At 73.4% G+C, this 19,371-nt stretch carries 20 protein-coding genes and 1 pseudogene; 5 read left to right on the plus strand and 16 right to left on the minus strand.

The annotated features are described in order from the left end of the window. From ACW69E_RS26490 to ACW69E_RS26505, 4 genes and pseudogenes are all read right to left on the minus strand, one after another. Positions 1-129: pseudogene (locus ACW69E_RS26490) on the minus strand (recombinase RecA); the annotation flags it as partial. Between the two features lie 105 nt (positions 130-234). Then, positions 235-717 (minus strand): single-stranded DNA-binding protein, encoded by a 483-nt coding sequence (locus ACW69E_RS26495; RefSeq protein WP_457500824.1) that lies wholly within the window; start codon positions 715-717, stop codon positions 235-237. A 73-nt stretch (positions 718-790) separates the two neighbouring features. Then, on the minus strand, positions 791-1,345 hold the full coding sequence (locus tag ACW69E_RS26500; RefSeq protein ID WP_457500825.1) for a hypothetical protein: 555 nt from the start codon (positions 1,343-1,345) through the stop codon (positions 791-793). Continuing rightward, positions 1,342-2,280: an ATP-binding protein gene (locus ACW69E_RS26505; RefSeq protein ID WP_457500826.1), complete on the minus strand. Its 939-nt coding sequence runs from the start codon at positions 2,278-2,280 to the stop codon at positions 1,342-1,344. Before ACW69E_RS26505 ends, ACW69E_RS26500 begins: the two co-directional genes overlap by 4 nt. Positions 2,281-2,650: 370 nt before the next feature. On the opposite strand from ACW69E_RS26505, the gene ACW69E_RS26510 reads away from it, so the two are divergent. Next, positions 2,651-2,965 carry a hypothetical protein gene (locus ACW69E_RS26510; RefSeq protein ID WP_457500827.1) on the plus strand — a complete coding sequence of 105 codons (315 nt, stop codon included), beginning with the start codon at positions 2,651-2,653 and terminating at the stop codon, positions 2,963-2,965. A gap of 139 nt (positions 2,966-3,104) precedes the next feature. Here the strand turns inward: ACW69E_RS26510 and ACW69E_RS26515 are convergent, their stop codons facing one another. Further along, entirely contained in the window at positions 3,105-3,674 is a 570-nt protein-coding gene (locus ACW69E_RS26515; protein ID WP_457500828.1) for a snapalysin family zinc-dependent metalloprotease, read from the minus strand. 171 nt (positions 3,675-3,845) lie between these two features. Next, positions 3,846-4,730, minus strand: coding sequence for a septum formation family protein (locus tag ACW69E_RS26520; RefSeq protein WP_457500829.1), 885 nt, complete (start codon positions 4,728-4,730; stop codon positions 3,846-3,848). A 154-nt stretch (positions 4,731-4,884) separates the two neighbouring features. Here ACW69E_RS26520 and ACW69E_RS26525 point away from each other — a divergent pair, with 154 nt between their 5' ends. Next, the gene (locus tag ACW69E_RS26525; RefSeq protein ID WP_457500830.1) at positions 4,885-5,109 is read left to right on the plus strand and encodes a hypothetical protein; all 225 of its coding nucleotides are present in this window, start codon (positions 4,885-4,887) and stop codon (positions 5,107-5,109) included. Positions 5,110-5,189: 80 nt separating this feature from the next. Here ACW69E_RS26525 and ACW69E_RS26530 read toward each other — a convergent pair whose 3' ends face one another. Next, the gene (locus tag ACW69E_RS26530; protein WP_457500831.1) at positions 5,190-6,593 is read right to left on the minus strand and encodes an FAD-dependent oxidoreductase; all 1,404 of its coding nucleotides are present in this window, start codon (positions 6,591-6,593) and stop codon (positions 5,190-5,192) included. Positions 6,594-6,777: 184 nt separating this feature from the next. Beyond that, complete coding sequence (locus tag ACW69E_RS26535; RefSeq protein ID WP_457500832.1) at positions 6,778-7,341, minus strand: LmrA/YxaF family transcription factor; 564 nt, start codon at positions 7,339-7,341, stop codon at positions 6,778-6,780. Between the two features lie 278 nt (positions 7,342-7,619). Here ACW69E_RS26535 and ACW69E_RS26540 point away from each other — a divergent pair, with 278 nt between their 5' ends. Continuing rightward, positions 7,620-8,510 (plus strand): NAD(P)-dependent oxidoreductase, encoded by an 891-nt coding sequence (locus tag ACW69E_RS26540; protein ID WP_457500833.1) that lies wholly within the window; start codon positions 7,620-7,622, stop codon positions 8,508-8,510. A gap of 91 nt (positions 8,511-8,601) precedes the next feature. On the opposite strand, the gene ACW69E_RS26545 is transcribed toward ACW69E_RS26540, so the two are convergent. The 4 genes from ACW69E_RS26545 to ACW69E_RS26560 all read right to left on the minus strand — a co-directional run bounded on the left by ACW69E_RS26545 (position 8,602) and on the right by ACW69E_RS26560 (position 12,643). Then, positions 8,602-10,284: an FAD-dependent oxidoreductase gene (locus ACW69E_RS26545; RefSeq protein WP_457500834.1), complete on the minus strand. Its 1,683-nt coding sequence runs from the start codon at positions 10,282-10,284 to the stop codon at positions 8,602-8,604. 18 nt (positions 10,285-10,302) lie between these two features. Then, positions 10,303-11,268, minus strand: coding sequence for an AurF N-oxygenase family protein (locus tag ACW69E_RS26550; protein ID WP_457500835.1), 966 nt, complete (start codon positions 11,266-11,268; stop codon positions 10,303-10,305). A 734-nt stretch (positions 11,269-12,002) separates the two neighbouring features. Continuing rightward, positions 12,003-12,296, minus strand: a complete 294-nt coding sequence (locus ACW69E_RS26555; protein WP_457500847.1) for a LysE family translocator — start codon at positions 12,294-12,296, stop codon at positions 12,003-12,005. Further along, positions 12,188-12,643, minus strand: a complete 456-nt coding sequence (locus ACW69E_RS26560; protein ID WP_457500836.1) for a LysE family translocator — start codon at positions 12,641-12,643, stop codon at positions 12,188-12,190. The genes ACW69E_RS26555 and ACW69E_RS26560 overlap by 109 nt, the downstream gene beginning before the upstream one ends. Positions 12,644-13,154: 511 nt before the next feature. On the opposite strand from ACW69E_RS26560, the gene ACW69E_RS26565 reads away from it, so the two are divergent. Further along, complete coding sequence (locus tag ACW69E_RS26565) at positions 13,155-13,847, plus strand: CAP domain-containing protein (RefSeq protein WP_457500837.1); 693 nt, start codon at positions 13,155-13,157, stop codon at positions 13,845-13,847. 67 nt (positions 13,848-13,914) lie between these two features. Here the strand turns inward: ACW69E_RS26565 and ACW69E_RS26570 are convergent, their stop codons facing one another. The 3 genes from ACW69E_RS26570 to ACW69E_RS26580 form a co-directional block, all read right to left on the minus strand. Then, positions 13,915-14,409 (minus strand): lamin tail domain-containing protein, encoded by a 495-nt coding sequence (locus tag ACW69E_RS26570; RefSeq protein ID WP_457500838.1) that lies wholly within the window; start codon positions 14,407-14,409, stop codon positions 13,915-13,917. Positions 14,410-14,557: 148 nt separating this feature from the next. Then, positions 14,558-15,265 (minus strand): ribonuclease H family protein, encoded by a 708-nt coding sequence (locus tag ACW69E_RS26575; RefSeq protein WP_457500839.1) that lies wholly within the window; start codon positions 15,263-15,265, stop codon positions 14,558-14,560. A 212-nt stretch (positions 15,266-15,477) separates the two neighbouring features. Next, positions 15,478-16,755: a PucR family transcriptional regulator gene (locus tag ACW69E_RS26580; protein WP_457500840.1), complete on the minus strand. Its 1,278-nt coding sequence runs from the start codon at positions 16,753-16,755 to the stop codon at positions 15,478-15,480. Between the two features lie 328 nt (positions 16,756-17,083). Between ACW69E_RS26580 and ACW69E_RS26585 the strand changes: the two genes are divergently transcribed. Next, a complete protein-coding gene (locus tag ACW69E_RS26585; RefSeq protein WP_457500841.1) occupies positions 17,084-18,487 on the plus strand; it encodes an AMP-binding protein in 1,404 nt (467 codons plus the stop codon). Between the two features lie 4 nt (positions 18,488-18,491). On the opposite strand, the gene ACW69E_RS26590 is transcribed toward ACW69E_RS26585, so the two are convergent. Further along, positions 18,492-19,355, minus strand: coding sequence for an ABC transporter ATP-binding protein (locus tag ACW69E_RS26590; RefSeq protein ID WP_457500848.1), 864 nt, complete (start codon positions 19,353-19,355; stop codon positions 18,492-18,494). Positions 19,356-19,371: the final 16 nt, after the last annotated feature.

The raw sequence follows: 19,371 nt of genomic DNA on the forward strand, positions 1-19,371 counted from the left end.
AATGGCCTCGATGGGATCCCATGCCCCGTCGCCCAGGCGCATCACCGCACCCTTGCCGAACTGCCGTTCAATCTGTGCGAGCGCGGCGTCGAGCGCCTTCTCGCGGTCCTGTTCCTTCACTGGGTCCACCTCGGTGGGTCGGGTTGCGCCGGCGCGGCGGGCGGCATGGGGTGTCGGTCGCGGCCGCCCGCCGCCGTGGCGCCGGTTCCGCGGTCTCGTGGAAGACCGCCGCGGTCAGAAGGGGAGTTCGCTCTCCCTGGACGCGTGCCGCTCACCGTCGTCCCGCACCGGCGGACCGTCGGCCGCCGGTGCGGCGCCGGCGAAGCGGTCGCCTGCGGGGACGCCCGTACGCGGGCCCCTGGCGACCGTCGCACTGGCGAACCGCAGGGAGGGGCCGACCTCGTCCACCTCGCACTCCACCACGGTGCGCTTCTCACCCTGACGGGTCTCGAACGTCCGCTGGCGCAGCCGGCCCTGGACGATGACGCGTGTGCCGCGCGTGAGGGACTCCGCGACGTGCTCCGCCTCCTGCCGCCATGCGGAGCAGCGCAGGAACAGCGTCTCGGCGGAGTCCCTCCACTCGTTGCTCCGCCGGTCGAAGGTGCGGGGGGTGGAGGCGACGGTGAAGTGGGTGACCGTGTCTCCGGACGGTGTGGTGCGGATGTCGGGGTCGTCGGTCAGGTTGCCGACGACGGTGATGACGGGCTCACCGGCCATCGGTGGCTCCTCTCGTGCGAGGGTTGTACGGCGGATGCGGGGCGGGTACGCCCCGGGCGCGCGGCGCCGGCGGTCAGTGCTCCTCGCCGCGGATCTCCTCCCGGGTCCCGCCACGTCCTTCGCCGCTGTCGAGGGCGAGCAGCCGGGGTAGGTCGATCTCGCCGGTGCGCCAGGCCCGGGCGACCTGTTCCGTTCCGCCCGGAACGGGCCGGAGGCTGAACGAGCGCGGTTCCGGCGGCGGGGCCGTCTCCAGACCGGGGACCACCTCGCCGGTGTGCGGGTCGGTGGCCGGCCCCGGCCAGGCGGTGAGCCGTGCGGTGAACTGCCTGCGCCAGCTGGGACGCACCCTCACCAGCGTCTCCACCTCGTCCGGGTGGTTGTCGACCACCCAGGTGGTGAAGGCGTCCTCGTCGGCGACCACGACCTCCGGTTTGGGGTCGATGAGCGTGATGGTGGCGATGGGCGTGCCGTCCCGCAGGGTCACCCGTATCGACTTCAGCGCGTACTCCTCGCGGGCCGCGCGCAGTTCGTCGAGTACCTCGCGGCGTGTGGCCTGGTACTGCTCCTCCACCGCGTCGCGCAGCACCTTGAGTACGGCGACCCTGGTCGCGTGCTCCTTGAGGTTCATGCCGCCACGGCTTTCCGCTCGGTCTCCTTGCGGGGCTCCCCGGTTTTCCCGGCCTCCTTCCTCGCCTCGGTCCCGCGGCGCACGATGAGGTCGCCCAGTGTGGTGGGCTCCCCCGCCGGGTCCAGGACGGCGGCGGCGAGCAGGTTGTGCCGGCGGGCCTCTTCGTAGAGGGCGCGCAGTTCCTCGTAGGTGGTGTTCGGGGCGGTGGCGGTGGCCAGGTAGTCGGACGCGCTCGGGGTGGGCTTGCCCGCGTTGAGCCAGTCGAGGACGGAGTCGGCGAACTCCGTGCCCGGCTTGCGGATCACCAGCCCGGACAGCGGCTTCGCCCGGGACTTGGAGATCACCAGGGTGTTCTCGTGGTCCAGGTCGCCGACGATGTCGAACTCGTACTCGATGCCCTCCCGCTGCTCGGGCTTGAGCCCGACCTTGCGCGGCACCTTGCGCCCGCGGTCGTCGGTCTCCACGACGTACTCGGTCTTGGTGCGCATGGTGACGATGAGGTGGCCGGGGTAGGCGAGCAGGGCGTCGATCATCGCCCGCTCCATGGGGCGGGTCTCCTTCCAGGCGGCGAAGCTGCTGCCCGTCCCGTAGCGTTTCGCGGCGTTGTCGACCTGTTCGAGCACTCCGCCCGCGCCGGACCAGAAGTGCGAGAGCGAGTCGACGATCACGGTGTCGTAGCCCTGGTGGGCGGCCACCGCGAGAACGTCGATGAGCCCGGTGGGCTCGAACGAGGTGAGCTGGAGGGTGTCGAAGGCGAACTCGTCGGCGTACTTGGACGCGCTGCCGTGCTCGGTGTCGACGAGGGCGACCCGCTCGCCGATCGCGGTGCCGGTGATGAGCGCGGTGTAGGTCTTGCCCGATCCGGTCGGTCCGGTCAGCGCGATGCGGGCCTTGGCCTGTTCCTTGGTGGCGGGGGCGAAGGTGAAGGTGTTCACGCCATTTCTCCTCTGGCGCATCCGACGGCGGTTCGGGGTGGGCTCGCCGGTCGGCGGGACGCTGTCCCGGTCCGGCGAGACGTGCACCCGCGCGGCCGAAGCTTCAGTTCGAATCTACGTTCGAAATCTGTCCTGAGTCACAGACTAGGCACATCTTGTCGACAAATCAACACTTACCGGGCGGGGGAACCCCCGGACTCCGGCGGCCGGGCCACCGCCTCTCCCGAGGCGTGGCACACCCTGCGCAAAGGCCCGCGAACAAGGTTCCGCGGAATCCATGACTCCCGCTTGACCAGGCCCTTTGTCAGTGGCTCGCAGTAAAATCGAAGGCAGATCGAGACGGCCGGACGACCACCTCAGGAGGAAGCCGATGGCCTCTGCCGCGCTCGCCGCCAAGCACCCCCCGAAGGTCCCGACCACACCCGCCGCCACCGCACTGACGACCCTGACCACCCTCCCGAAGAAGCCGCTCCCGGCCGGCCGGCCCCGCGAGTGGTACGTCTCGCACAACCGCCGCCTGAAGGCCATGCGCCTGGCCATAGCCCTGCTCGACACCGGCGTCCACCGCCCGGAACGGGCCACCGACCGCAGGATCCGCACCACGGCCGAGCAGATCGGCGTCCACCCGCCCTCCGGGGCGACCTGCCGCATGGTTCGTTCCCTGATCCGGCACGGCGACGGCTGACCGGGACGAAAAGCGCCGCCCCGGCACACCGGTACGAACGGAGGGTCCCGCCGCGCACCTTCGCGGGTGCGCGGCGGGACCCTCCCGACCGCGGCGGGCACCAGGGCGGCGCGGCGCGGGACGCTCCCGCCCTCGCGCGTCAGTCCACGGTCATCACATTGCGCGGCGCCCCGGCCGGCCAGGCGAACGTCCCGCCGAAGTCGCTCTCGACCTCCGCCTTCTCCGCCGCGTTCGGATAGGGGTTCGTGCACGCGACCCCGGCACTGGAACCGGACATCAGGCTCGAGCAGGGGCCGGGCTTGCGGTCCGGCAGCCCCAGGATGTGGCCCAGCTCGTGGGAGGAGATGCGGACGGTGTTGTAGCCCTGGTCCACGGCCTGCCGGCCGATGTAGACCACGCCGTTGCCCAGCGAGTAGGTGTAGGCACGGGGCCAGCCGTTGTCGGCGAGGATCCGGATGTTGGCGCGCTGTCCGGCCGCCACCGGCCGCAGCTCGACGGCGTCGACACTCTCGTTCCAGATCGCCGCGCCCCGGTCGACCGCGGCCCTGAACTCCGCCGCCCCGCTCGCGTCGTAGGTGAGGATCCGCGGGGCGAGGGCGCGGTCCTCGGCGGCGGGGGCGGCCGGTGCGGCGGCGGCCTGGCCGCCGGCCAGCGCGAAGGCGGCCGCCAGGGCCGCGGTGAAGCCGCGGACGAGTGTGCGGACGTGCATGGTCGTCCTCCTTGTGGGGGTTGAGCGTGCTCATGACACGCTGCAAGCTCCCTGCCCAACCGCGGCGCGCCCCAATCCGTCAATCCGCGCGGTCCTGGCGACGGTCCCGGCCGGGTGGCGGCCAGGCCGCTGTGGACCGGCACCGCCGCCCGGTCACAGGCCGGCGAGGGGTCAGTTCGCCCAGATCTCGGCGTCGTCGGCCGGGACGGTGGTGGCCAGGCCGAGTTCCTTGCGGGCGGCGACCGTGTCGCCGGGGTCCAGGCCGGTGAAGGCGGGGTCGTAGGCGATGTAGAACGCGTCGGCGTCGCCGGCCTTCGCGGCGTCCTTCCAGTGGCCGGCGGTCTTCTCCAGCCGGGTGCGGAGCTTGCCGGTCTCCGTTCCCTCGATGCCGCGCAGACCGTCGAGGTGCGCTTCGAGGGCGGTGGCGACCGCGTCGGCCTGCGCCTTGTAGCCCTTGAGGTCCTCCTCGACGTTCTCCGCCTCGGGCTGGTTCGCCCACAGGGCCTCGTAGACGGCGTTCGCGCCGTCCAGGTAGGCCTTCTGAGCCGGCTTCAGCGACTTCGCACCGGTCTTCAGCGAGCCGGTGAACTCACCCGACTCCTTGGTGTAGGTGCAGCTCACGGCACGGTCGCCGGTTGCCCAGCTCTCCGCGGTGGGGGTGTAGTAGGAGAGGCCGACGCCCTCGGGCAGCGCCCAGGTGTCCGGGGCGAACTCACCCGCCTCGGCCGGGCACCGCTCGTCGGCGATCGCCGTGACCGCCTCGTCGCCGGGGAAGTCCCCCTTCTCCTCGATGTCGAACTCGCCGACGACCTGGCCCCGGTGCGGCTCGTCACACGGCACGAGCTCGATGGCGAGCGCCTCGCCCTCGATCTTCTCGCTGTTGGGGTTGTAGCAGTCTCCGGTGGACAGCGAGAACACCGACCGCTGGCGGGCCACCTTCGTCGCGCCGTTCTTGGCACTGTCGACGACGTCGGAGCACCCCGCCGCCCCGATCGCGAGCAGGGCGACGGCGGCGGATATGCCGCGCAGGGAGCGGAGCGGCGCACGGATTGTCATGACGCGTACATCCTCTGGGGAAAATTCGTGAATGGTGCGCGCATCTTATGTCACCGTCATGACAAGTCCGTACGTGGAGGCCACCCCGGCGGAGGCGGGCACCGGCCGGTGACGAGGCAGGCCGGACTCCGCCGCGACCCGTTAGGATCCCGCGGTGGACACCGTGAAGTGCACCCGGTGCGGCACGACCGGCCTGGAGCCGGGATTCATCGAGGACTCCGGCGACAACTCCCGCGGATACGCCCGCTGGATCGCCGGGCCGCTGGAGCGCGGCGTGTTCGGCGGCGCCAAGCGCATGGGCCGCCCCCGGTGGCAGATCGACGCCTACCGCTGCCCGAGGTGCGGCCACCTGGAACTCTTCGCGCGGCAACCCGTCTGAGATCACCACGCCCGGCCCCGGCCCCGGCCCCGGCACGTCAGCAGGGACTTTCCCGCATCCGGCGGCGGTGCGCCGTGTCGTCAGTGCGCGCCGGCCCGGCGCACCGCCGCGGTCGCCTTCCGGGCCGCCACCAGCACCGGGTCCCACAGCGGGGAGAACGGCGGCGCGTATCCCAGGTCCAGGAAGGTCATCTGCTCGACCGTCATGGAGGCGGACAGGGCGACCGCGGCCACGTCCACGCGTTTGCCCGCGCCCTCGCGTCCGACGATCTGCACGCCCAGCAGGCGGCCCGTGCGGTGCTCGGCGAGCATCTTCACATGCATCGGCGCGGCGCCCGGGTAGTAGCCGGCGCGGCTGGTCGACTCGACCGTCGCGGTCACGAACCGCAGTCCCGCGGCCCTGGCCTGACTCTCCAGCAGGCCGGTGCGGGCGATCTCCAGATCGCAGACCTTGCTGACGGCCGTGCCGACGACGCCGGGGAAGGTGGCGTAGCCGCCGCCGATGTTGGTGCCGATGACCTGGCCGTGCTTGTTGGCGTGCGTGCCCAGCGCGATGTGGCGCTCGCGACCGGAGACGAGGTCCAGGACCTCGACGCAGTCTCCGCCCGCCCAGACGTTCTCCCTCCCCCGCACCCTCATCGCCAGGTCGGTGAGCAGGCCGCCGGACTCCCCCAGCGGCAGTCCCGCCTCGCGTGCGAGCCCGGTCTCGGGTCGCACTCCCAGTCCGAGGACCACCAGATCGGCCTCGTACTCGGCGTCCTCGGTGGCGACCGCCCGCACCCGGCCGTCCTCACCGGTGCGGACGGCTGTGACGGCGGCTTCGGTGACCGTCTCGATGCCCATACCGGCCATCGCCTCGCGCACGAGCCGGCCCATGTCGGGGTCCAGTGTGGTCATCGGCTCCTCGGCCCGGTCCAGCACCGTGACCCGGTAGCCCCGGCGGACCAGCGCCTCGGCCATCTCCACGCCGATGTAGCCGGCGCCGACCACGACCGCACGCCGCCGGGTGCGTGCCGACTCGGTCTCCTCCAGTGCCTCCAGCAGGGATCTGCCGTCGTCCATGGTCTGCACTCCGTGCACGCCCGGCGCTTCGATGCCCGGCAGGCCGGGGCGCAGGGGGCGGGCACCGGTGGCGATGACCAGGTGGTCGTAGCCCAGCCACTCCCCGGGGCCGCCACCGTCACCGCCGCCGCGGACGCGGACTCGGCAGCCGCCCGGGTCGAGTTCGGTGACCTCGGTGTGCAGCCGCAGGTCGATGCCCCGTTCGCGGTGCTCCTCGGGGGTCCGTGCGATCAGGTCGTCGGCGGCCGTGACATCGCCGCCGACCCAGTAGGGGATGCCGCAGGCGGAGTAGGAGGTGTAACCGCCCCGTTCGAGGGCGATGATCTCCAGTTCCCCGGGCCGCTTCAGTCTGCGTGCCTGCGACGCGGCGGACATGCCCGCCGCGTTGCCTCCGATGACCACCATGCGCTGTGCGGTCGCCATGGTGTGCGCTCCCTTCGCCGTACCGGGCACGCCTCGGCCCCGGCCTCCGTATGCCCACGCTACGCTCCGCCACCACCACCGCCCGGCTTCTCCCGGGGCCTGCCCGCAGGTGTGGCGGCGGTGCCGCCGACGCCGGGGCACGGCGCGTTGGGATCGGCGAACCCCGGGCCTTCCGGCGCGGGCTTCAGTCCCCCGGGGCTACGCCGGCGTCCAGGAGGGGGCCGAGTTCCCGCGCCACGGTCTCCAGGGCGCGTACGTCGCGCTCGGCCCTGGCGAGCACGATCGCTCCCTCCAGTGCGCTGATCATCAGGGTCGCCAGCGAGGCGGCCCGGCCGGCCGGCACGCCCATCCGCGTCAGCGCCCGCGCCACCGGCCGGTTCCAGGCGGCGAACGCGGCGGCGGCGGCCTGCCGGGTGGACTCGGCGGAGCCGGCGCGGTCCACCGTCGCGGCGACGACGGGGCAGCCCGTCGCGAATCCGGCCGACCGGTACTCGTCGGTCCACTGGCGCACCATCGCCTCGAACAGACGGCTCGGCGACGGCTCGGGCATTTCGGCCAGGAACCGGTCCACCCGCCTGGCCGCGTAGCGGCCGGCCCACTCCACGGCCTCGTTGACGAGCTGTTCCTTGCCGCCCGGGAAGTAGTGCCGCAGCGACCCTCTCGGGGCCTGCGCGTGTGCGGCGACATCGCGCAGACCGGTCGCGGCGACTCCGTCGCGCCGGATGAGCTGGGCCGCGCTGAAGACCATCCGTTCGCGTGGTCCCCGCCGGGAAACCGTCACCGCCGACCTCCGATCCCCTGGCGTGCCGGGCGAGCGGCACTCGCCCCGCCGGTCCGGCCAGCCTATCGGTGCCGCGCCGGCCGTACCCGTGCGGGAGAGGCCCATGCGCTCCGCCCCGGAACGGCCCGCGCCCGGTGCTATGACACACGTCATAACGACCGCTACTATGACGGCTGTCATAGCGGGCGGGGCGGGCAGGCACGCGGGCGAGGGGCACGGTCCCTCGCCCGGAAGGGCGGCACAGCGTGGACGTGGGTTTCATCGGTCTCGGCACCATGGGGCAGCCCATGGCACTGAATCTGGCCCGCGCCGGCATGGCGCCGGTCGTCTGGAACCGCACCGCCGCCAGGAGCGAGCCGCTGCGCGCGGCCGGGGCCGAGGTGGCGGCGAGCCCCTCCGGGGTCTTCGAACGGGCCGGCGCCGTCTTCCTGATGCTGGCCGACGAGGCGGCGACGGACGCCGTACTGGGTCGCGGCACACCGGACTTCGCCTCACGCGTCGCCGGGCGCACGGTCGTGCACATGGGGACGACCTCGCCCCACTACTCACGCAGGCTGGAGGCCGACGTCCGCGCGGCCGGCGGCGGTTACGTCGAGGCCCCCGTCTCCGGTTCCCGCGTGCCCGCCGAGGCGGGGCAACTGGTGGCGATGGCAGCCGGGGAGCCGGCGGCAGTGGAGGCGGTGCGCCCGCTGCTGCGTCCGATGTGCCGGGAGGTGTTCGTGTGCGGTCCCGCTCCGAACGCGCTGCTGATGAAGCTCTCGGTGAACCTGTTCCTGATCACACTGGTCACCGGGTTCACCGAGGCGTTCCACTTCGCCGACCGCCATGGTCTGGACCGGCGGCTGTTCCTGGACGTGCTCGACGCCGGCCCGATGGCCAGCGGCGTCTCCCGCATGAAGGCGCCCAAGCTGCTGGCGCGCGACTTCGGCGTCCAGGCCGCCGCCCTGGACGTGCTGAAGAACAACCGGCTGATCCACGAGGCGGCCCGGGAGGCCGGTCTGGCCTCTCCCCTGCTGGACGTCTGTCACGCCCTCTTCGGCGAGACGGTCGCGCTGGGGCACGGCGACCGGGACATGGTGGCCGTGCTGCACGCTCTCGAGGCCAGGACCGACCGCGGTCGGCGGCCCGCTCCCTGACGCTTCCCGGGCGGGGTCGCCAACCGCGCGGACCCCACCCGCCCCGCTCCGGACCGGGAGCCGAAGGTGGGTCCGGAGCGGGAGGGGCCTCTCAGCCCAGGAGCCGCCGACGGCCGCTCCTGGCCGCCGCCACCAGTTCGGGGACGGTGGCCAGCTTCTCGCGGGGCCGTCCGGCCCGCAGCCCGCGGGCCACCTCCACCCGGTCGATCGCGGCCTGGCCGCGGGCGTCGACCAGGCGGCGGTTGCGGCTCCTCACCAGCCGGCGGAAGGCTCTCGCGCCGTGCTCGGGCGCGGGCAGGGCGCCTTCGATCGCGTCGGCGAGCAGGGTGCCGACCGTCTCGGCCGCGCAGGCGCGGTTGGCCCCGATACCGCCCGAGGGGCCGCGTTTGATCCAGCCCACGACGTACGTCCCCGGCCGCCCGGTCACGCGCCCGCCCTCGTGCGGGACGGTACCGGTGGCCTCGTCGAAGGGCAGCCCGGGGACCGGGGCGCCGCGGTAGCCGACCGCCCGTACCACCAGGCCTGCCGGTATCTCCAGCTCCCCATCCGCCGCCGTGGTGCGCACCGCCCGTACGCGCCCGTCGCCGAGCACCTCCGCCGGCGCGCTGTGGAAGCGCAACACGATACGCCGCCCCGGTGCGGGCGGGAGGGACCAGTCGACCGACTGCCGGGAGACGTCCCGCAGTACGGCCGCCTTGTCGCCCGGACCGGCCGAGTCGATACTCGCGGCGATGCGGGGGTCGTGGTCGTCCACGACCAGCTCCACACCCGGCAGATGCTTCAGGGCGAGCAACTCCGGTCTGGTGTACGCCGCCTCCGCCGGGCCCCGGCGTCCCAGCAGGACCACCTCCCGCACCCTTGCGGCGCGCAGCGCGCCGAGCGCGTGGGCTGCGATGTCGGTACCGGCCAGCTCCTCCGGGTCGGCCGTCAGGATCCGGGCGACGTCGAGGGCGACGTTGCCGTTGCCGACCACGACCACCCGCTCCGCGGACGGGTCGACGGCGTCCGGGGCCGTCTCCGGATGGGAGTTGTACCAGGCCACCAGCGTGGTCGCGGAGATGCTTCCGGGCAGGTCCTCGCCCGGGATCCCCAGACGGCGGTCGGCGCGGGCGCCGACGGCGTAGACGACCGCGTCGTGATGCGCGGCCAGTTCCTCCGCGGTGACGTCGGCGCCCACCTCCAGGCCCAGGTACATCCGGACCCGCGGGTGCGCGTACAGCCGCGCGAAGGTGTCCCCGACCCCCTTGGTCCCGGGGTGGTCGGGGGCCACCCCGTAGCGCACGAGGCCGCCGGCCACCGGCATCCGGTCGACGAGGGTCACCTCGGCGCCCGTGTGGAGCAGCAGGTCCTCGGCGGCGTACATGCCGGCCGGGCCGGTGCCGACGACGGCGATCCGCAGCGGCGCGAAGTCGGAGGGCAGGACGCGCTCGAACGCAGGCCTGCCCCAGGCGTGGAAGTTCGGCCCGTGGTCGGCGGGTTCGGAGCCGGAGCCGCCGTCCGCGCGGCCCTCGGCGTCCGCGCGGCCTTCGAAGTACGCCGCGTTGACGGCGGCGTACTCCCGCTGCGCTCCCGACAGCCGGTCCTCCGGAATGATCGCGTCCACCGGGCAGGCGTCCGCGCAGGCGCCGCAGTCGATGCATGCCCCGGGATCGACGTACAGCATCTCCGTACTGCCGAAGTCCCTCTCCTGCGGGGTCGGGTGAATGCAGTTGACCGGGCAGACGGCGACGCAGGTGGCGTCGGCGCAGCAGTTCTGGGTGATGACGTGGGTCATGTCGCGGCCCGTCCGGTCTCAGATGAGGTTGGCGCGCTTGTAGAACACCAGCGCCGGCTTCGTCAGCAGGCCGGCGGAGGCGAGGAACTCCATCAGGCCCGAGCAGCTGGAACGCATCATCGCCTTGTGGTGCTCGTTGGCCCTCGCCTCCCGCACCGCGCGCTTCTCGTCGAGCCCGGCGTTGGCGTACACCCTGCGGTTCACCATGCTGGTGACGATGACGTAGGCCGCGACCGCGATCACCAGGGCGTGGATCCGGCGGCGCAGCCGGCCGGCGCCCGCCAGGCGCTTGCGCGTCTCGTCGCGGGCGAACTTCATGTGCCGGGACTCCTCGACGACATGGATGTTGTTGATGGTTCGGACGAACGGCACGACCCGCTCGTCGCGCATCCAGTCGCGCTGCATGACGTCGAGGACCTCCTCGGCGACCAGGATCGCCGCGTACGCCGCCTCGCCGAACGCCAGCGTCTTGAACGCCCGGCCGAGTTCGAAGGCGAACCGGTGCGGACGGTACGGCGGAGCGCCCAGTTTCCGGGCCCCGCGGGCGAACATGATCGAGTGCCGGCACTCCTCGGCGATCTCGGTCAGCGCCCACTGGAACTCGGCGCTGGTGGGGTCCTTGGAGTAGATGTCGCGCAGCACCATCTGCTGGAGGATCATCTCGAACCAGATGCCGGTGCTGGCCACCGAGGCGGCCTCCTGCCGCGTCAGTTCCTTGCGCTGCTCCTCGGTCAGCTCGTCCCAGTACGGGGTGCCGTAGAGGGTGCTCCACTCGGGGCTGGCGCCGTGGAAGTCCTTGTCCAGCGGCGTCTCCCAGTCCACCTCGACGGCCGGGTCGTAGGCCAGCCTCGCCGCCGAGTCGAGCAGCCGGCGTGCGACGTCCTGCTCGTCGTGCTCGTCGTGCCGGTCGCGTTCCGCCGGTTGTTCGGCCTGTCGTCCCGTCCGCCGTCCCGCCGGTCGGACGATGCCGGTGCTGCTCGCCATGTGCGCTCCTCGAACCGTGTGCGACGTTCCCTGTCCGCCCGCTGCGCCGGGGCGACCGCGGTGCCGCCGGTCCGCTTCCGCGTCCCGCGGCCTGCCGAAGGCGCCCGCCACGCTTGTTAGACAGAATGTAAATCAAGGGGCGCCACGCATGCTACCCCTGGTAACACTTCTGATGGCCGACCGGAGGAAGTGACGCACCCGTGTACGGCGCCGGTCAGCCCCGCGGACGGCGGACCCCGGCACGCAGAGCCTCGCGGACCGCCTCGACCAGACCCTCCCGCCGGTCCGCGCCCCCTTCGCGGCACGCAGTGCGTGGCGCTCGACGGCGGCGCGCAGGGCGCCGTTGACCATGGCCTCCCCCACCGCCGCCCACAGGCCGTCAGCGGGCCGGCCGGTGCGTCGCGCGGCGACGTCGCCGGGCCGCCGCTCCCCCAGGGCGCACACCGCGGCGTCGGTGCCCGTGGTGAGCAGCGGGCGGACGCGGTCCTCCTCGCCGGCAGGAGTAGCGCCAGAAGGCGCGCAGCGAGATACCCGGCCCCGGCGGCGCCCTCCACCGAGGTCGCCGCCACCCCGCGTCCGGTGAACAGCCGGAACGGCGGCGCGCGCGAGCTCGGCCCCGGTCTCGGCCTTGCGCCGCCCGCTCAGCGGAGGCACCGGCGGGGAGTGTGCCCGCGGATGTCCTCAGACCTGCTCGCTCAGCGTGATCGCCGCGGCCGGGCAGACGGCGGCGGCGTTCAGCCGGCGGCCACGAGGCCCGCGCCGACTGCGACGAAGAGCAAGCCGGTGGCCGCCTCCCACCGTCGGCGGAAGACAGGCCGGTCCAGCAGAACCCTGAGCCTCGAAGCGACACCGACCAGCACCAGCCAGTAGGCGATGCCGACAGCGATGTCCAGGACGCCCAGGAAGATGATCTGCCCGGTCATCGACCCGCTACGGTCGACGAACTGAGGCAGGACACTGAGGAAGAAGAGCGCCGCCTTGGGGTTGAGGACGTTGGTGAGCAGGCCCTCGGCGAAGCTCCCCCGCAGGGTGGCGCCGCCCCCTCCCCCCGAAGCACCGGCTCCGCGCGGCGGTTCCGCTCGGCGGCACCCCGCCGGACCGCGACCAGGGCACGTACGCCCAGGAAGACCAGATAGGCCGCGCCGGCCAGCTTGATCGCGGCGAAGGCGACCGAGGACCGGGCTGCGACGACGGACAGGCCGAGAACCGCCGCGAGCATATGCGCACACAGTCCGGCCTGCGCTCCCATCGCCGCGGCCCGCCCCAGCCCGGGGCGCCGGACCGCCGCCCTGGTGATCACGAGGAAATCCGGCCCGGGGATCAGATAGGCGAGCAGCACCACACCCAGAAAGCCCGCGAGGCCCACGGAGTCCATCCGGTCTCCCTCCCCTGCCGCCGTCCCGTCCGGGCGGCCTCCGGAACGGAGGTGCCGGATCCCCCGGAGACCGCGCCTCACACCCGGGGAGCCGTACACCCGCCGGCTCCGTGACATCCGTCACAGCGCATATCAGTACTACGCCTGCCGGGTAGTAGGTGACATTCGTCGGACATAGATGCTCGTTCCACCCTAAACGGTCATACCACTCGACCGGCTCGGCGGGCCCGCCCCCGCTTCGCGCCCTCCTGCGTGCGCGGCGGCAAGGGGCGGCTCCTGACGGAGCGACACGGCGCCACCGCACACCCCGGCCCCCGCCCCGGCACGGTCCCACGCGGCCCGCAAGGGGCGCGGGGACCTACGAGGCGGCGTAGTACCAAGGCTCGTTGCCCCGTCGGCCGAACGCTTCCGACAATGACGGCCCGCACCGCGTTCCCGCAGTTCGGAGACGGGTTCCGTGCGGATCGTCCATGTCCCGGGGGGATCCGCGATCCGACGATTGGGATCATATATGAACAAGCACCGCAGAACAAGGCGCTACCGGAGGATATCCGTCGCGGCCATCGCCGTGACCGCCCTGGGAGTGCCCACCGCGGCCCTGGCCTGCATGGACCGGTCGGCGACCCCCGAGGATCGCTCCCACTCGTGGCAGAACCGCTCATACGACGACCTGGAGCGCTCCTGGCGAAGCCGGGACTCCGAGGACCGGTCGCCCGCCTCCAGGTCGACCTCGCGGCCCGAGGTGGAGAGGACCCGCACGCCCGTCGCTCCCCCGAGCGCCTCCCCGGCTCCCAGCACCTCCGCGCCCTCCACACCCGCTCCGGCCGGCGGTGCCGAGGCCCGCGTAGTGGAACTCGTCAACAGCGAGCGAGCCAGGGCCGGATGCGCGCCTCTGAAGGTGAACGAGAAGCTGGCCGAGGCCGCCCGGACCCACAGCCAGGACATGGCCGATCACCGGAACATGTCCCACACCGGCTCCGACGGATCCGGCCCCGGAGACCGGATCGAGCGGGCCGGCTACGAGTGGCGGACCTACGGCGAGAACGTCGCCCACGGCTACCGGACCCCCGAGAGCGTGATGGACGGCTGGATGTCCAGCCCCGGTCACAAGCGCAACATCCTCAACTGCTCCTTCGAGGAGATCGGCGTCGGCCTGGCCCAGCCCGGCGACTACTGGACACAGACCTTCGGCGCCGCCCGGTAGGGCCGAGCGCACCGGACCCCTGTCGCCGCCTCCCGCCCTCGCCTGCGCGGCCCGCAGGGCTTCCGGGTCACTTGTGGAAGGCGATGTAACCGTTGCGGTCGGGGTCGGACCCGCTCCTGGTGTAGGAGTGCACGTCCGAGCGGCTGCCGGAGGGCTTGTACAGGTAGATGGTGTCGCGGTCGTTGTTCCAGAGGAAGTTGCAGTTGTCCCGGTAGACCACGTTGTACTTGTCGGAGTCGCTGCCGTGGCCGCCGCGGAGCCGGATGTAGTCGCCGGGCTGGAGGTAGTGGTTCGCCGTGAAGGCGAAGCGGTTGCCGGCGGCGTCCTTGACCACGTACCCCCTGAGGTTGATGGTCGCGGAGGACGAGTAGTTCTTGAGCGTCAGGTACTCCTGGTCGGTGTTCCCGGTGGAGCAGTTGTTGGAGTCCCGGCCGGGCGCGTCGTACTGGACGCCCCGGACCTTCAGCGCCGATCTGTACTCGGCGGCCTGGGCCGGGGAGGCGGTGAGGACGGCCAGCGTGCCGACCGCGGCGGCCGCGGCTATGACTGGGCGCTTGCGCAAGGGAGTTCTCCTCCACGTCGTGCGGAAATCGTGCTGCACGTGAAGGACTTGCGGAGATGCCCATTGGTTGCACTGTAAACAGGATTTTCAGCCCGCCGCCGGAACGGGCCGTCCCGGCGGCGGCCTCCGCCTCAAAGCCCCTTCGGTGTCACACCCCACCCGTTCCGGCGGCGGCGCAGGCGGGGTGACCCCAGCCGTCGGGGTTCTTCGTGATCGTCTCGCCCTTCGCGTACGGCCGGCCGCAGCGGCACCGGCCCGGGAAGCGGGCCTTGAGCGGTCTGCCGGAGGAGCGGCCCGAAGCCCCGGGCTTCCGTGCCGGCTTCGCCCCCGCCGTGCGGGAACGCCCGCCGGCGGAGGCGGTGCCGGGCTCGGGTGGCGGCAGGTCGTCCCCCGCCGCGGAGCCGGCCGGCCGCTGGGTGCGGGCGCTGTGGCTCGCGGCGCGGTCGGCGGCGTCGTTGAGCCGGTCGCCGTCCACCTGGTGGGCGGGGGTGTGGACGAACTCGACATCCCGTCCGGCCAGCAGTCCGTCGATGCGCACCACCAGGTCCCGGTTGGCCACCGGTGTGCCGGCCGAGGTCTTCCAGCCCTTGCGGCGCCAGCCCGGCAGCCAGGTGGTGACCGCCTTCATCGCGTACTGGGAGTCCATCCGCACCTGTGCCGGTACGGCCGGGTCCAGGACCTGGAGCAGTCTCTCCAGCGCGGTCAGTTCCGCCACGTTGTTGGTCGCCCGGCCCAGCGGGCCGGCCTCCCACCGCTCCACGTCGCCGTCCGCTCCGGCGATGACCCATGCCCAGGCCGCGGGCCCGGGGTTTCCCTTCGATGCGCCGTCGCATGCGGCGATGATCCGTTCCAGCACCCTGCGATCCTGCCATCACCCCACCGCTGCCGCGGTCACCGGCCCGGCGTCCACGCCTCTCCCGGCGACCGCCCGCACCGCCGCCCCCGCCGGCGGACACCGCGCCCGCCTCTTCCGGGCAGGGGAACACCGGCCACCGGCGCGAACGCCCTGCGCGCGAAGCGGCCGGGCGACCCCTCCCCGGCCGGGCCGGGATCGGCCGGGGAGGGGGCTCACTCCGGGGGCGGCTCCTCCCCGGCGGCGCGCCGCAGGCTCCACACCCGCAGGGCGAGCTGCATGTCGAACCGGACCGCGGGGTCGTAGAGCCGGTCGCCGAAGACCTCGTCGAGCTGCCGCAGCCGGTAGCGGACGGTCTGCGGGTGGATGTTGAGGTGCGCGGCGACCTCGCTGGCGTTGTGCCCGTGCCGCAGCCAGCACAGCAGTGTCTCGGCGAGGCGTTCGCGCTGCGGGGAACGGATCCTGTGCAGGGGGCGCAGCCGGAGATCGGCGAGCGCGTCGACGAGTTCCTCGTCGCGGAAGAGCAGCAGCGTGGTGAGGTGGTCGGCGCAGCGCACCAGCCCGGTGGCGGGCAGGATGCCGCGCCGGGACAGGCCGAGCGCCTCGGTGGCCCGGCGCAGCGAGCGGGCGCCCTCGGCGAGGGGGACGGTGGGTCCGAGGGCGGCGCGGATGCCGCTCAGCGCGGCGTTGATGGCGCGGGCGCGTCCGGGCCCCTCGGGGTCGGGCACGACGACGACGCCCGGCCTGGTGTCGAGCCGCGACAGGCATTCGGGCGGCAGGATGGGCCGGGTCGTCTCCGGCCGGTCCGTGTGCTCGGTGACGGCGACGGCGATCTCGCGCGGCAGCGGCCAGCGGGCGGTGTGCGCGAGGTCGCCGATGGCCTCGGCCGACGCGGGAGGGTCGGCGGTGAGCAGGTCGATCAGGCGGTTGCGGCGCCGCTGCATCTCCCCGGCGGCGTGCAGGCGCGCCTCGGTGTAGCCGGTGGTGGTGGCGGCCGCCATCTCGTCCAGGTGCAGGAACAGCGCCTCGCCGAAGGCCCCCAGGATCTCCCGGGGCAGTCTTCCGGCGTCCACCAGGGCGTTGACCCTGCGCCAGGTGACGCGGGCCCCGACCCGCAGCGCGGCCTGGAAGGGTTCCAGGCTCCGGCCCTCCTCGGCCTCGCCCCGGCCGATGCTCCGGTAGGTGGCCCGGACGGCCTCCAGATCGGCGTCCGGTCTGGCCATCCGGGCCAGGAAGTCGTGTAAGGCCTGCCGGGCGCCGGTGCGGACCACGTGCATGTAGGTGCCGTCCTCGGGGCGCGCGTACTCGGCGATCTCGGTGCGGATCGCCTCGACGACCTCCTCGACGATGTCGTCGAGGTGGGGGCTGAGATGACCGGAGAGTTCGGCGGGGAAGGCGCTGAAGGTCGCGTACGAGTCGGCGGCCCTGCCGTCGGCGGCGTTCCTGCCCCGGCTCCGCTCGTCCTGCTGCGGCCGGGCGCTTCCGTTCAGCATGGCGGCTCCCTTCACGACACTGGAGTGGCACCGAAGACGCGCGGAGGACGGGGCGGCGGGCGGCGGAAACGGTGTCGGCGGGCACGGGGTCCGGTGACGATACCGCCGCCCCCGTGTCCGGTCCGCTCCCTTCGCACGCTTCTCACCCGGGGCTCCTCTCCTCTCGCCGGTGGACAGCCGCGGACGGCGGCGGCCGGCGAAGGGGAACGATCACTGAAGTTACGACCGAGTAACAAGCGCTCGATAGTAATTCCTCTGACAATCCGCGGCGTTGGAACTGTCCGTACGGCACAAGTGCCCGCCCGCCCTCCTGCGCGACCATCCGTCCATGTCGGAACTGCTGAGGTACCAGGCCCCGCCGGCCTGGACGCGCTTCTACGCTCTCGGGGTGCCCGTGGCGCTGAGGGTTCCCGAGACCACCCTGCCCGCCCTCCTCGACACGGCCGTCGGCCGCCGCGGCCGGCGCACCGCCGTGGTCTGCGGCGGCCGGCGCACCGGTTACACCGTCCTGCGCCGCCGCGTTGCCCGCCTGGCCTCGTCGCTGGCCGCGGCGGGGGTGTGCCGCGGCGCCCGGGTGGCGCTGCTGCTGCCGACCGGACCGCAGGCCGTCACCGCCTGCCATGCCGTGTGGCTGCTGGGCGCGGTGGCGGTACCGCTCGACCCGGGGGCGGCCCCGGAGGAGATCCGCCGCCGTATGGCGCACAGCGGCGCCGTGGTTGCGCTGTGCGCCGCCGGGGCCGGGATCGGGGCGGGAACGGTGCGGTCGCGCACCCGCTCGGTCCAGGTCATCGAGGTCCCGGCCGACGGCGGGGCGCCGCCATGGCACCGGACACGCGCCCGCCGGTCCGTGCGGAGCCCGGCGCGGGCGCACGGCGCCCGTCCGGCCCTCTCCCCCGGCGATCTGGCCGTGCTGCTGTACGAGGACGGCCGGGCCGTGATGCTCACCCACCGCAACCTCGTGGCGGCCGCGCACCAACTCCTGGCCTGGTTACCGGAACTGACCCGGCGCCGCGCCACCGTGCTCTGCCTGAACCCGCCGTGGCGGGCGTCCGGGCTGCTGTTCGGCGTGACCGGCGCGGCTCTGGCCGGCGCACGCGTGGTCCTGGAGCCGCGGCCGGAGCCGGAGGCCGTGCTGCGGGCGGCCCGCCGGCACCGCCCGGCGGTCCTGGCCGCCCCGGCCGGCGAGCTGCGGCGGCTGCTGGCCCGGCCGGAGCACGAGTGGGAGGCCGCCTCCGGGGTGCGCACCCTGGTGTCGGGGCAGCTGGACGAGGAGTCGGACCGGGCGCTGCGGGCCCTGGTGGACGCCCCGCTGGTGGAGACCTACGGGCCCGCCGACGCCGCCGGCATCGCGCTGGCCAATCCCCGCGGTCCCAACGCGCGCGCCGGAACGGCGGGGATCGCGGTGCCGGGCGCGGAGGCCCGGGTCGCGGTGGAGGGCTTTCCGCACGCCGAGGCCCTGCCGGGCCGCGCGGGCGAGCTGCTGCTGCGCGGCCCCCAGGTGTGCCCGGGCTACTGGCGGGACGAGGCGGCGACGCAGCGGCGGCTGCTGCCGGGCGGCTGGCTGCGCACCGGGCGGGCGGCGGTGGCCGGCCCGGACGGATTCATCACCCTCCTGGACCGCGGACCGTACGCACCGCCCGCCGGGCCGTCGGCCGTCACGCCCGGCCGCGGAACGCGCCGTCCGGCGGGGAGGGACAGCGGGGCGGGACGGCGGCCCGGGCCGGGGAGGTGACGGGTCAGCGGAGGTGACCGGCCTCCTGCGGCTTGCGGGCGCGGCGCCGCGCCGCGGGCACCACCAGCGGGGTCCCGGTCTCCGGGTCGTCGATGACCCGGCAGGGAAGGCCGAAGACGTCCTCGACCAGTTCGGCGGTCACGATCCGCTCCGGCGGCCCGGAGGCCACCACCCGCCCGTCGCGCATGGCGATCAGATGGGTGGCGTAGCGGGCGGCGTGGTTGAGGTCGTGGAGGACTGCGACCAGGGTGCGGCCCTCCTCCTGGTGGAGGCGGGCGCACAGGTCCAGGATGTCGATCTGGTGGGCGAGGTCGAGGTAGGTGGTCGGCTCGTCCAGGAGCAGCAGGGGGGTCTGCTGGGCCAGCGCCATGGCGATCCACACCCGCTGCCGCTGCCCGCCGGACAGTTCGTCCACCGAGCGGTCGGCGAGTTCGGCGACGCCGGTGGAGGACATCGCCTCCGACACGACGCGCTCGTCCTCGGCCGACCACTGACGCAGCAGGCTCTGGTGCGGATAGCGGCCCCGGGAGACCAGTTCGGAGACGGAGATGCCCTCGGGGGCGACGGAGGACTGCGGCAGCAGGCCGAGGGTGCGGGCGACCTGCTTGGCACCTGCCGAGGAGATGTCCCTGCCGTCCAGGAGGACCGCCCCGGCGGCCGGCTTCAGCATCCGCGACAGGGCTCGCAGCAGGGTGGACTTGCCGCAGGCGTTGGGGCCGATGACGACGGTGAAGGAGTGGTCCGGTATCGCGACCGTGAGGTCCTCGGCTATCGTCCGCCGGTCGTAGGCGAGGGTCAGGCCCTCACCGCTCAGCCTCGTCCCTCCGGCCGCCGGGGCGCCGTGGTCGCGGTGGTTGCCCTGCGTCATCCGTTCTGCTCCGTCC

The organism is Streptomyces sp. SS8, assembly GCF_054072955.1.

Coding starts and splice junctions, on each gene's coding strand:
- ACW69E_RS26535 (WP_457500832.1), bottom strand. CDS start 7,341: ATGGTCTTCAGCGCGGCCCAGCTCATCCGGCGCGACGGAGTCGCCGCG.
- ACW69E_RS26585 (WP_457500841.1), top strand. CDS start 17,084: ATGTCGGAACTGCTGAGGTACCAGGCCCCGCCGGCCTGGACGCGCTTC.
- ACW69E_RS26590 (WP_457500848.1), bottom strand. CDS start 19,355: ATGACGCAGGGCAACCACCGCGACCACGGCGCCCCGGCGGCCGGAGGG.
- ACW69E_RS26565 (WP_457500837.1), top strand. CDS start 13,155: ATGAACAAGCACCGCAGAACAAGGCGCTACCGGAGGATATCCGTCGCG.
- ACW69E_RS26520 (WP_457500829.1), bottom strand. CDS start 4,730: ATGACAATCCGTGCGCCGCTCCGCTCCCTGCGCGGCATATCCGCCGCC.
- ACW69E_RS26545 (WP_457500834.1), bottom strand. CDS start 10,284: ATGACCCACGTCATCACCCAGAACTGCTGCGCCGACGCCACCTGCGTC.
- ACW69E_RS26580 (WP_457500840.1), bottom strand. CDS start 16,755: ATGCTGAACGGAAGCGCCCGGCCGCAGCAGGACGAGCGGAGCCGGGGC.
- ACW69E_RS26500 (WP_457500825.1), bottom strand. CDS start 1,345: ATGAACCTCAAGGAGCACGCGACCAGGGTCGCCGTACTCAAGGTGCTG.
- ACW69E_RS26510 (WP_457500827.1), top strand. CDS start 2,651: ATGGCCTCTGCCGCGCTCGCCGCCAAGCACCCCCCGAAGGTCCCGACC.
- ACW69E_RS26515 (WP_457500828.1), bottom strand. CDS start 3,674: ATGCACGTCCGCACACTCGTCCGCGGCTTCACCGCGGCCCTGGCGGCC.
- ACW69E_RS26530 (WP_457500831.1), bottom strand. CDS start 6,593: ATGGCGACCGCACAGCGCATGGTGGTCATCGGAGGCAACGCGGCGGGC.
- ACW69E_RS26550 (WP_457500835.1), bottom strand. CDS start 11,268: ATGGCGAGCAGCACCGGCATCGTCCGACCGGCGGGACGGCGGACGGGA.
- ACW69E_RS26495 (WP_457500824.1), bottom strand. CDS start 717: ATGGCCGGTGAGCCCGTCATCACCGTCGTCGGCAACCTGACCGACGAC.
- ACW69E_RS26560 (WP_457500836.1), bottom strand. CDS start 12,643: ATGGACTCCGTGGGCCTCGCGGGCTTTCTGGGTGTGGTGCTGCTCGCC.